At 26.4% G+C, this 12,217-nt stretch carries 13 protein-coding genes; 6 read left to right on the forward strand and 7 right to left on the reverse strand.

What is annotated here, in order from left to right:
* Positions 1-19 precede the first annotated feature (19 nt).
* The 4 genes from lpxD to lpxB are packed head-to-tail and all read left to right on the forward strand — an operon-like array spanning position 20 to position 3,696.
* A complete protein-coding gene (gene lpxD / locus ACTT88_RS02640; protein ID WP_440907816.1) occupies positions 20-1,000 on the forward strand; it encodes a UDP-3-O-(3-hydroxymyristoyl)glucosamine N-acyltransferase in 981 nt (326 codons plus the stop codon).
* Positions 997-1,779, forward strand: a complete 783-nt coding sequence (lpxA, locus tag ACTT88_RS02645; protein ID WP_440907817.1) for an acyl-ACP--UDP-N-acetylglucosamine O-acyltransferase — start codon at positions 997-999, stop codon at positions 1,777-1,779. Before lpxD ends, lpxA begins: the two co-directional genes overlap by 4 nt.
* 1 nt (position 1,780) lies before the next feature.
* Positions 1,781-2,566: a UDP-2,3-diacylglucosamine diphosphatase LpxI domain-containing protein gene (gene lpxI, locus ACTT88_RS02650; protein WP_440907818.1), complete on the forward strand. Its 786-nt coding sequence runs from the start codon at positions 1,781-1,783 to the stop codon at positions 2,564-2,566.
* Positions 2,563-3,696 carry a lipid-A-disaccharide synthase gene (gene lpxB / locus ACTT88_RS02655; RefSeq protein ID WP_440907819.1) on the forward strand — a complete coding sequence of 378 codons (1,134 nt, stop codon included), beginning with the start codon at positions 2,563-2,565 and terminating at the stop codon, positions 3,694-3,696. Before lpxI ends, lpxB begins: the two co-directional genes overlap by 4 nt.
* Here lpxB and gltX read toward each other — a convergent pair.
* From gltX to ACTT88_RS02690, 7 genes are all read right to left on the reverse strand, one after another.
* Positions 3,670-5,073, reverse strand: coding sequence for a glutamate--tRNA ligase (gene gltX / locus ACTT88_RS02660; RefSeq protein WP_440907820.1), 1,404 nt, complete (start codon positions 5,071-5,073; stop codon positions 3,670-3,672). The genes lpxB and gltX overlap by 27 nt on opposite strands.
* 22 nt (positions 5,074-5,095) lie before the next feature.
* Positions 5,096-5,773 (reverse strand): transcriptional repressor LexA, encoded by a 678-nt coding sequence (gene lexA, locus ACTT88_RS02665; RefSeq protein ID WP_440907821.1) that lies wholly within the window; start codon positions 5,771-5,773, stop codon positions 5,096-5,098.
* A gap of 89 nt (positions 5,774-5,862) precedes the next feature.
* Positions 5,863-6,654, reverse strand: coding sequence for an indole-3-glycerol phosphate synthase TrpC (locus ACTT88_RS02670; RefSeq protein WP_440907822.1), 792 nt, complete (start codon positions 6,652-6,654; stop codon positions 5,863-5,865).
* The gene (gene trpD, locus ACTT88_RS02675; RefSeq protein WP_440907823.1) at positions 6,647-7,639 is read right to left on the reverse strand and encodes an anthranilate phosphoribosyltransferase; all 993 of its coding nucleotides are present in this window, start codon (positions 7,637-7,639) and stop codon (positions 6,647-6,649) included. The genes ACTT88_RS02670 and trpD overlap by 8 nt, the downstream gene beginning before the upstream one ends.
* Positions 7,640-7,643: 4 nt before the next feature.
* Positions 7,644-8,210 (reverse strand): anthranilate synthase component II, encoded by a 567-nt coding sequence (locus tag ACTT88_RS02680; protein WP_440907824.1) that lies wholly within the window; start codon positions 8,208-8,210, stop codon positions 7,644-7,646.
* Entirely contained in the window at positions 8,210-9,667 is a 1,458-nt protein-coding gene (trpE, locus tag ACTT88_RS02685; protein WP_440908617.1) for an anthranilate synthase component I, read from the reverse strand. The genes ACTT88_RS02680 and trpE overlap by 1 nt, the downstream gene beginning before the upstream one ends.
* Entirely contained in the window at positions 9,667-11,082 is a 1,416-nt protein-coding gene (locus tag ACTT88_RS02690; RefSeq protein WP_440907825.1) for a SurA N-terminal domain-containing protein, read from the reverse strand. The genes trpE and ACTT88_RS02690 overlap by 1 nt, the downstream gene beginning before the upstream one ends.
* A 56-nt stretch (positions 11,083-11,138) precedes the next feature.
* On the opposite strand from ACTT88_RS02690, the gene tpiA reads away from it, so the two are divergent.
* Together tpiA and secG are read left to right on the forward strand one after the other, a co-directional pair.
* Positions 11,139-11,879 (forward strand): triose-phosphate isomerase, encoded by a 741-nt coding sequence (tpiA, locus tag ACTT88_RS02695; RefSeq protein WP_440907826.1) that lies wholly within the window; start codon positions 11,139-11,141, stop codon positions 11,877-11,879.
* A 5-nt stretch (positions 11,880-11,884) separates the two neighbouring features.
* Complete coding sequence (secG, locus tag ACTT88_RS02700; RefSeq protein ID WP_440907827.1) at positions 11,885-12,184, forward strand: preprotein translocase subunit SecG; 300 nt, start codon at positions 11,885-11,887, stop codon at positions 12,182-12,184.
* Positions 12,185-12,217 lie beyond the last annotated feature (33 nt).

The following is a 12,217-nucleotide window of genomic DNA, read 5'->3' on the forward strand; positions in this document are numbered from 1 at the left end:
TGCTTTGGTAAAAGCAAGTATGTCCAATCCATTTTTTAAAAACCATGGTCCTTTAAAGATATCTGAAATTATTAAATCTCTAAATATCAATGTTGCTGAAGCATATAAAGATAAAGAAATTTATGATATTAAAGATCTTACTTCATCTGAACATAATGATATTACTTTTTTCCATTCAAAAAAATATAAAGATGTTGCAAAAAGAACTAAAGCTTCTTTTTGTTTAACTACAAATAACTTAAAATATGAATTACCAAAAAATTGTTTTGCCTTAGTAGTTGAGAATGTTTTGGTTTCCACTTCAAAAATCACTTCTTTATTTTATCCAGATGCAATAAATGATGGTTTTGACAAAACTGCAAAAGATATAAGTGACACAGAATTTAATATAAAAGTAAATTTTGGTCAAAATGTTTTGATTGGTGATAATGTTTCAATTGGTGAAAATTGTAAGATTGGACACAATACAATTATAGAAAAGAACGTTACTATTGGTGACAATTGCTCTTTAGGATCAAATAATATTGTTAGAAACACTTTAATTAAAAATAATGTAAGAATTTTAGATAATTGTGTAATTGGCAAACATGGTTTTGGTTTTTTTCCAATCAAGAATAATAATTTAAGATATCCCCATATAGGAGTAGTTTTAATTGAGGATAATTGCGAAATTGGTTGCGGCACTACAATTGATAGAGGCTCTATGTCAAACACAATAATAGGAAAAAATACCTATTTAGATAATCAAATACATGTAGCTCATAATGTTAAAATTGGGGAAAATACAATTATAGCAGGACAAGTAGGTATAGCTGGAAGCTCCATTATTGGTAATAATGTTAAAATTGGTGGTCAAGCTGGAATATCAGGTCATCTTAAAATTGGAAATAATGTAGAAATTGGAGGTGGTTCTGGAGTTATTAAAGATGTTCCTGACAACACGAAAGTAATGGGTTACCCAGCAAAAAATATTAAAGAATTTTTAAGAAATAATAAATGATAGATAAAACAGCTATAATTGACTCAAAAGCAAAGATTTCAAGAAATGTAAAAATTGGTCCTTATACTATTATTGGTCCTAATGTGGAAATAGATGAAGAAACAGAAATTCAATCTCATGTTAATATCACTGGGAATACTAAAATTGGAAAAAACAATAAAATTTATCCATTCGCATCAATAGGAAATCATCCACAGGATCTAAAATTTCAAGGTGAAGAAACTAAGCTAGAAATTGGAAATAATAATAAAATTAGAGAATATGTTACAATTAATCCAGGAACAAAAGGTGGCGGTGGATTAACAAAAGTTGGAAGCAACTGTTTGTTTATGGTTTCAGCTCACATTGCTCATGATTGTTTTGTTGGAAACAATGTAATTTTAGCTAACAACGTCCCATTAGGAGGACATGCACATATTGATGATAATGCTATTATCGGTGGTAATTCAGCTGTTCAGCAATTTACTAGAGTAGGTAAGTCAGCAATGATTGGAGGGATGTGTGGTGTTGTACGAGATATAATTCCATACGGTATTGCGCATGGAAATAGAAGTGTTTTACAAGGGTTGAATTTAATAGGTTTAAGAAGAAAAAACATACCAAACAAAGAAATAATAACTTTAAGCGATGCTTATAAAGAAATTTTTAAAAATGAAAATTTAACAGAGAATTTAAGTAATCTATCAAAAGATTTTAAGAGCAATGAACTAGTGGCAGAAGTTATTGGATTTATAGAAAAAGATAAGAAAAGACCAATTTGTACTCCATTTTCAAAATAAAATGATAGGTTTATTTTTAGGTGACACAGACTTTTCAAAAATAGTTCTTAGTAAAATAAAAAAACAAAAAAAAAAATATTTCATTATAGATTTTTCAAAAAATAATAAGTTTAATAAAGACAAGAATTCTTTTAGAATAAGCATTGGAAGATTTGGGGCAATCATAGATTTAATTAAACAAAAGAAATGTAAAAAAGTTTTGTTTGCAGGCAAAATTTCAAAACCAAATTTTTCTTCTTTAAGATTAGATTTTAAAGGAATTTATTATATGCCAAGCGTAATAAGAGCAGCTAAAATAGGTGATGCAGCTATAATTAAATCAATAATAAAAATTTTAAATAATGAAGGAATAAAAGTTATTAGCTCTATATTTTTTAATCCAGAGCTATCTTTAAAGAAAGGTTGTTACACTCAACTAAAGCCAAATAAACAAGATTTAATATCAATTAAAATAGGGAAATTTTTTTTTAATAAAACCAAAAGTTTAGACCACATTCAAGCATTAGTAGTTAAAGGCAATAAAATTTTAGCTAAAGAAGGAAAAGAGGGTACAAAAAAAATGTTATCAACATTAAAGAAAAAAACTGATGGTATTTTAATTAAATTACCAAAAAAGAAACAAGATTTGAGAATTGACCTACCCACAATTGGTTTACAAACTTTTAAAGATGCTAAAAAATATGGATTACGTGGTGTAGTATTACAATCAAAAAAAAATATTTTTCTTGATAAATCTGAATGCATTAAATTTGCTAATAAAAACAAGATATTTATTAATATTATATGAAAAAAATATTTATACTCACTGGAGAGCCTTCTGGAGACAAATTAGCCTCAACAGTTATTTCTAAGTTAAAATCTCAAAATCCTGATATTGAATATTTATCTGTTGGTGGAAATCATTTAAAAAAATTGGGAATTGAAAGTATTTTTAATTTAAAAGAAATAACCTATTTAGGTTTTACTAGTATTTTATTAAATATATTTAAAATCAGAAATAAAATTAATCATACTGTTAATGAAATAATAAAATTTAAACCTGATATATTATTTTCTGTTGATAGTCCTGATTTTACCATGAGAGTTGCTGAGAAAGTTAAAAAAATTAATACTAACATCAAAACAATTCACTATGTGGCTCCTCAAGTCTGGATATGGAGAAAAAATAGGGTAAAAAAAATTAAAAAATTTATTGATCATATTCTTTTATTATTTGACTTTGAAAAAAAATATTTTGATGAAGAAAATATAAATAATACTTTTGTTGGACATCCATTAATTGAAAATAATGAAGATAATAAAAAAATTATTGAAAATATAATTCCTAAAAATAAAAAAATTATTTCAATTTTTCCTGGAAGTAGAAAATCTGAAACGGACGCCTTATTAAATATTTTAATTGATTTTATAAAACTAATGAATAAAAGACACACTGATTTTTATTTTTACTTTCATGCAACTGATGAAAACAAAAATTTAATTTTGTCAGAAATTAAAAAATTTAATATTGAAAATGTTGATGTAGTTTCAGACGAAAGTATTAAATCTAAAATTTTATCTAATTCTGTTTTTGCTGTATCTAAATCAGGTACAGTTTCATTACAAATTTCTAGCTCAAAAATACCATCAATAATTATTTATAAACTAAGTTTTATAAATTTTATGATTTTTAAAATGTTAGTTAATGTTAAATTTGCAAACATAATTAATATTATCAATAATCGAGAAGTTATTCCAGAATTGTTACAAAATGAATGTAACGCTGATGAAATTTACAGATCTGTAATTTATCTCTTAAAAAACCCTGATCTTATAAAAAAACAATTACTTGATTGCTCAAAAACATTAGAAGGAATAAGATCTAAAACTTCTTCCTCTCAGGAGGCTAGTTTAATTTTGAGGAATTATCTTAGTTAGTCTTTTTAAAACTTCTTCTTTACCAAGAGCCATAACTATATCATATAATCCAGGACCAAATTTTGATCCTGTTAAACCAATCCTTATAGGCTGACCAACTCCTTTAAAATTTGTATCATTTTTTTTTATTAAATTATTTACTAAAGGTTCTAAATTTTCCTTATTTATATTTGATATAGATGATAATTCTTTAATAAATTCTGAAATAATTTTTTTTGCTTTATCATCTATTAATTTAATATCATCTTCATTAATTTTAACTTCATTATTGATAATGAATTTTGAATTATTATAAATGTCTTCTAAGGTTTTAGCCTTATTTTTTAAAAACGATAATGAGGATTTAACTTTTGTTTCTTTATCATCTCGAATCTCTTCTTTGTAGATTTTGCAATATTCATCTAGACATTGATAAAGATCTTTCTCATTAATTGTTTTTATATAGTGCTCATTTATTGATAATATTCTGCTCATATCTAGTTTTGATGGTGATTTACCAATACCTTCTAAATTAAAGTATTTAATGCTTTCCTCTAGAGTAAATATTTCTTTATCTTGATATGACCATCCTAGTCTAAGTAAATAATTTCTTAATGCATCAGGCATTATTCCTATTTTTGAGTAATCATCTAAAGTTGAGGCATTATCTCTTTTAGACAGTTTTTTACCTCCAATAGTATGAATTAATGGAATATGTGCAAATTTTGGAACATCCCAACCCATTGCTTGGTATATTTGTATTTGTTTAAAAGTGTTTATCTTATGATCATCTCCTCTAATTATGTGAGTCATTCCCATTTGATGATCATCAACAGTTGCAGACAAGTTGTAAGTTGGCGTTCCATCGTTTCTTAAAATTATAAAGTCTTCTATCGTATTATTTTCAATTTCCACATCTCCTTGAACTAAATCTTTAAGTTTAAAATTTCCTTGTATTTTACTTTTAAATCTAATTACTGGTTTAATATCTTTAGGAGCATTTTTTTCATCAACATCTCTCCATTTTCTATTATAAATATATGGCAACTTTTTTTGCCTAGCTCTTTTTTTTTGTTCCTCTATCTCTTCAGCAGAGCAGTAGCACTTGTATGCATTACCTTTTTTTAATAATTCATTAGCAATTTTAATGTGATCTTCTATTTTTTGTGACTGAATATATTCTTCACCATCATGCTCAATCCCTATCCACTTCAATGATTTAATAATTTGTATTTTGTGTTCCTCTTTAGATCTTTCTTTATCAGTATCTTCAATTCTTAGATGAAAAGTTCCTTTTTGATTTTTAGAGAACAACCAATTAAATAAGGCAGTTCTAACCCCTCCAATATGAAGAGCTCCAGTAGGGGATGGAGCAAAACGTGTTGCTACTTTAGACATCAATGTTATTTAGACTATTTTTTTAAAAGTTTCTATATAAAGATACTAAAACTCCTTGAACTTTTACTCTATCAGGTCCAAAAATCTTAGTTTCATAGTTTCTATTAGCACTTTCAAGCGCTACAACTTTACCTTTTTTTCGAATTCTTTTTAACATTGCTTCATGTTCATCTATCAATGCAACGACAATTTTGCCATTATCAGCAGTATCAGTTCTTTTTATTATAACAGTATCACCTTCATGAATACCTGCGTCTATCATGGAGTCACCTTGAACTTTTAATCCAAAGTAATCACCATTTTTTTCTAAATTATTTGGTAGCGGAATTCTAGAAACCTCATTTTGTATTGCTTCAACAGGTGTTCCTGCAGCAATTTTTCCAAGTACCGGCACCTCTAATTCATCAGAAGTAGTTTGTTCTTCATCTAGTCCACCTTTAATCACGCTAGGTGAAAAGTTATTATAAATATCATTTGCAGAAGCTGTTTCTGGTAATTTAATTACTTCTAAGGCTCTTGCTTTGTGTGCTAATCGTTTAATAAAACCTCTTTCCTCTAAAGCACTAATTAATCTATGAATTCCTGATTTAGATTTTAAATTAAGAGATTGTTTCATCTCCTCATAAGAAGGAGATACGCCTGAATTTCTCAACTTCTTGTTGATAAATAAAAGTAGGTTTTTTTGTTTTTTTGTTAGCATAAGAACAAATATCGTACAAACAATGTTCTATAAAAGTTCTTTTAAATTAACAATACTAAAAAAAACAAGGAAAATAGGGCTTTATTTGACTATAAAACTGAAAAAATAGAATTTTTATCTAAGTTTTTCAAAAGTGATTCACCAATCAAAAATGTGTTAATTGATGTTTTGTTATTTAGATCTAATAACTCTTCTTTATTCTTAATTCCACTTTCAGATATTAAAGGACCCTTGTGAGTTTTTACAACATCATAAATATCATAAGTTGTATTTATATCAGTTTTAAGTGTTTTTAAATTTCTATTGTTTATTCCAATTAATGCATTTTTAAAATTTAAAGCCTTTTTAGCTTCTCCTACTGTATGAACTTCAACAATAACTGACATATTATATTTCATAGCTTCATCATATAACTCAGAAGCAAGATCATCTGAAACCCCAGCCAAAATAATTAAAATAGCATCTGCACCATAACTTTTTGCTAAAGGTATTTGAAATTTATCGATAAAAAAATCTTTACACAATACAGGTAAATTTATTTTATCTTTTATTTTGCTAATGTGAATTAAATTTCCTAAAAAATAATCCTCTTCAGTTAAAACTGAAAGACAGGTAGCTTTATTATTTAAATAAATTTGAGCAATATCCACAGGATTATAATCATCAATTATTATACCTGCTGAAGGACTTGCTTTTTTAATTTCAGCAATAATTGAAATTTTATTGTTTTTTAAATTGTTTTCTATTTTCTCTTTAAAATTAATAAAGCTATTGTTTTTATTAATTAATTCATCCAAAGTTTTAAGATCTAAGGTTTTTTTTAATTTATTAACCTTTTCAATTTTCTTTTTAATAATATTTTGAAGTATATTTTCAGACATTTTGAATTTTTTCTAGATGTGAGAATGTTTTTCCAGAAAGGATAAATTCTCTTGTATGATTATAAGCTTCAGAAAAGTCAGAAAATTTTTCTCCAACAATTAAACCTGCTGCAGCATTTAAGCTTACTGCTTTTGAAAAATCATTATCTTCACCTTTAAATATTTCAATCATCTTATCAGCATTAAATTTTGCGTCATCACCAATTAAATTTTTAAAATTTTCTGCATTAACCCCTAAAGTATTTGGGTTTATTTTTATTTCTGATATTTTGCCATTTTTTAATTGAATAACGTTAGTGTTTGCGTATGGAGATATTTCATCTAATCCATCTTCACTGTTTACTATCCAAGCAAATTTTAAATTTAAATTTTTAAGTCCTTCTGCAAAAATTTTTAATAATTTTTTATCAAAAACACCAACTACTTGTCTCTCTACCAGAGCTGGATTGCTTAATGGACCAATCATATTAAAAATCGTTCTTTTTCCAATTTTCTTTCTTACAGGACCTACAAATCTCATTGCACTATGATAATTTGGTGCAAACATAAAACCAAAATTATTGTTATTAATTTCTTTTTCAATATCTTCTGGTTCTAAATCAATTTTAATTTTTAAAGCTTCTAAAACATCACCAGATCCACATTTTGAAGAAACAGCTTTATTGCCATGTTTAGCAACTTTTGCACCCATACTTGCTAAAAGTAGTGCAGAAGCAGTTGAAATGTTGAGGGTATTCATGCCATCACCTCCTGTACCACAAGTATCAATACAATCACTTACATTTACTCTTTTTGACTTTTCTCTAAGAACAAAAACTCCACCCGCTATTTCATCTGAAACTTCACCCTTTTCAGATAGCAAAGTTAAAAAGCTAAAAATTTCATCATCACTGGCTTTCCCTGTCATTAATATTTCAAAAGCAGTTTTACTTTCTTCAAAAGTTAAATCTTGTTTATTTTTAAGTTTTTCTAAAATTTGATCCATAATTTTAATTGTTAATAAAGTTTTTAAGTATTTTCATTCCAAACTTAGTTTTAATACTTTCAGGATGGAATTGTACACCATGAATATTAAATTTTTTATGTTGAACACCCATTATAATTCCATCTTCTGTCTCTGCTGTAATCTCTAATTCTTTTGATAAAGTTTTTTTATCAATTATCAAACTATGGTATCTAGTAGCTTCAAATGTATTTGGGAGGTTTTTTAAAATACCGATTTTTTTAGATTTGATTTTGCTTGTTTTACCGTGCATTAACTTTCTTGCTTGGACAATTTTTGATCCAAAAACTTGTCCAATTATCTGATGACCCAAACACACACCTAAAAAAGGTAATTTTTCGTAAAGTGAATTCAATATTTTAATACAATTGCCAGATTGATTTGGGTTGCCTGGTCCTGGTGAAATAACAATTTTATCATATTTCTTTTTAATGATTTCTTTAGAATTAATTTTATCATTTCTGACTACATCAACTTTAACATTTAATGAGGAGATGTAGTGATACAAATTAAAAGTAAAACTATCGTAATTATCTATTAACAAAACTTTCATTATCTTAATGCATTAATTAAAGCTTTCGCTTTATTAACTGTTTCCTCGTATTCATTTTTAGGTTTACTATCTGCAACTATACCTGCACCTGCTTGCACATAAAATTTTTTATTTTTAGCAACTGCGGTTCTTAAGGCTATGCATGTATCAAATTCTCCATTTGCAGCAAAATATCCAATTCCACCTGCGTAAACTTTTCTTTTTGTTGTTTCTAATTCATCTATAATCTCCATAGCTCTAATTTTTGGAGCTCCAGAAACAGTGCCTGCTGGAAAACCAGCTAACAGCGATTTAAATTTTGAAAACTTTTTATTATATTCCCCAACTACATTTGAAACTATATGCATTACATGAGAATATCTCTCAATAATGAAGCTTTCTGTAACTTTTACCGAATTTATCTTTGAGACTTTACCAGCATCATTTCTACCCAAATCAAGTAACATCAAATGTTCGGAAAGTTCTTTTTTATCTTTAAGAAGGTCTTTTTCATAAAAAAGATCTTCTTTTTTAGTTTTACCACGTGGTCGAGTACCTGCAATTGGTCTTACAGTAATTTTATTATCCCTAAGTCTCACAAGTATTTCAGGACTTGCACCAATTATTTGAAAATCCTCAAAATTGAAAAAAAACATAAAAGGAGAAGGGTTTGTTACTCTAAGTTTTTTATAAATATCTAATGGTTTCTTTGTTAATTTTGCCTCAAATCTTTGACTCAAAACAACCTGAAAAATATCTCCTAATCCAATATATTTTTTTGCTTTATTTACCATTGATAAAAATTTACTCTTTGAGGTGTTAGATTTCACTTTTATATTTTTTGATTTTTGAATAATTTTTTTATCAATATTTTTAATAGATGATTGAATGAGTAATTTAAACAAATCAGATTTAACTTCTTCATATTTATTTTTATAGCTCTTAATTTTTTCATCTCTAAAAATGTTTGATATGAAAAATATTTCTTTTTTTAAATTGTCATGAATGACTAAAGTTCTTGGACGTAAAAGTCTCACATCAGGTAAATTAAGATCATTTTTACAATTATTCGGAATTTTTTCTATGTATCTGATTGAGTCATAAGAAAAATACCCAGAGATTAATGAACAAATGTTAGGCAAATTTTTAGGAGTTTCAAACTTGAAATCTTCAATGATTTTTTCAATTAATTTTTCCGGATTATCATTTAATTTTTTCTTTTTATTTTTTTGAATTAGATAAGAATTATTATTATTAAATTCCCAAATTTTATCAGGATTTTTACCAAATATTGTATATCTGCCTTTAATTTTTCCTTTTTCTACAGATTCAAAAATAAAACTATTTTTCTCCTCTAGAAAATTATCAATTAAGTTTAATACTTCCTCATCATTTTTAACTTTCTTTTTAGTAAAAATAATTTGATTTTTTTTGCTTCTGTGTCGAAACTTAAAATCTTTGAAGTCTCGATTAATTATCATTTGAAGTAATTTTTAAGTCGATCAATAGTCTTTTGATTTAATTGAACTTGATATTTGCTATTTAGCAACTGATCATACGATTGTAAGATACTTTTTCTATTATTAGTGTTTTGTGAATTTACAAATTTGATATATTTTTCATCATTTTTGTTAAATGAATTTTTATTTGTTCCAATAATTTTTACTAAAAAAATTTTATCTTCTTTATTTACTAGAGCAAAAGAGTTTACAGGTAGTGCATATAGCATTTTTACTGAGTTAATATCTATGAGCTTATCATCTTCTATAGATTTAATAGAAGAATATTCTTTATTTGATCCTGCTAATTCTTCAAATTTTAAATTATCAAATTTCTTGTTTTGAATTTTTTTTATAATTTCCCTATTGTAATCAAATTTACTTTTTTGATAAATTAATTCTACAATTTCTTCTTTAATTATTTCATCACTTAAATCAGGAGCACGATCATATTCATTATCTATATTATAAAGCAAGAAATTGTCTCCACTTTCTATTAGATCTAATTTTGATGTTTTTTTTGAATAAATTAAATCTTCATTTGTTTGTTTGTTAGAACTGGGCACAAATTCTCTTACTTCAACGACCTCAATATTTTTGTCCTCTATTATAGAGTTGAAGGAACTTTCTTGTGAAATTTTGTTTTCAATTGAATCAATTTCATCAAAAAAGTCTTGGTTGAACTCTTCAATTCCAATTAGGTTTTTTGGATTTAAAACTACGTATCTAAAATCAATATATTCTCTTTTTAACTGATCTTTATTTTCATTTAAAAATTCCTCAATCTCATTAGCTGTAAAATCATCTTTATTTTTATAGAGATTTTCCATGTTAAAATACTCAATATCTAAAGATTTGTTATTTTCCTCAAACTTATTATTTATTAAAAAATTTGGTGTTATTGTGCCCGCACCAATAAAATCAAATAAATGTTTTTGTAATTCTCTATTTTTTAATTGTAACTCAAACATGGGAGCAGACATGTTATTAGATAGTAAAAATTTTTCATATTTCACTCTTTGAAAAATTCCATTTTCATCATGAAAATTTTTATTTTCTTTAATATTTTTTAGTACTGTGATTTCATTTATTGATAAACCAAAGTCTTTAACTTCTAAATCAATTAAAGTTGTTGATATTAATCCTGATAATAATTCTTCTATAATGTTGTTATCTAAATTATCCCTAATAGCTTCTTGTGAAATTCCACTTTGATTTACATAATCAATAAATTCTTGAGTGGTAACATTTGTTTTATTTATTTTGGCAATATTATTTTGGTTATTTGAACCAAAACCACCAAAGAATCCTGCAAAGACAAGTGGAGCCGCGATCAAGAATACAAATACAGCTGCAATTTTTGAGGAAGAGAATTTTCTAAAATTGCTTATCATGCTGTTATATAATATTTGATCTATAAAAAACAAATCTATAGATTAAAAATTCAAATATGACAAATAAATATATGTATTTTATAGCTAATTGGAAAATGTTTGGAGATTTAAGAACGCTGAATTCACTTGATAAAGTAATTAAGTTTTCAAAAATGAATAAAAATAATAAGTTTAAAATAGTTTATTGCCCGCCAAACACATTAATTCGTCCACTTTCAAGAAGGCTTAAAAAAACTAAAATAGAGGTAGGTGCCCAAAACTGTCATCACAGCTATGACTATGGCGCGTATACTGGTCAAGTAAATTCTAATATGCTTAAAAATGTGGGTGCGCAGTATGTTATTTTGGGACACTCAGAAAACAGGCAGTTAGGAGAAACAGACAATCTAATTAATTTAAAAATTAAAAGTGCAATTAAAGCAGGTCTCAAAATTATATTTTGTATTGGTGAAACCTTGAAAGAAAGAAGAGCCAAAAAGACTAATTATATTTTAAAAAAACAAATTGAAAAAGGATTAAAATCTATAAAGAATAAATCCAAAATTATTATAGCTTATGAGCCTGTATGGTCTATCGGCACAGGTGTAATTCCCAAAGAGGAAGCTTTAACGGAAACTATTTCATATATTAAAAGTAGATTTATAAAAAAATATCCAATAATTTTATATGGCGGATCTGTAAACAGTAATAATGCCGAAAAATTAAAAAAAATTCCTAACATTAATGGTTTTTTAATTGGTGGAGCATCACAGAATTCAAAAAAATTTATTGATATAATTCAAAAAACCATTAATTAACCCACATGGAAACTTTATTACTTGTAATCAATATCATACTCGCAGTTATTTTAGTTCTTTTGGTTTTATTACAAAAATCAGAAGGCGGTGCTCTTGGTATTGGAGTTTCGCAAGAAAATTTTATGTTGTCGAGATCTGCTGGTAGTTTTATGACAAAAGCTACAGCAATAGTTGCAACACTTTTTATTATTTGCAGTTTAGCTCTAACAATAATATCTAGAGCAGAACTTGCTCCAACTAGCTCAGTATTGGACACAGTCGAAGAAAAAACTGAAGATACACCTTCAATTCCAGAAAATAATTAATTAATTCTTTTCAATTCATTTTTTATTCGCTAT

Origin of the sequence: Candidatus Pelagibacter sp. (assembly GCF_052046145.1) — a bacterium.
In the GTDB taxonomy this organism is placed as follows: Bacteria; Pseudomonadota; Alphaproteobacteria; order Pelagibacterales; family Pelagibacteraceae; genus Pelagibacter.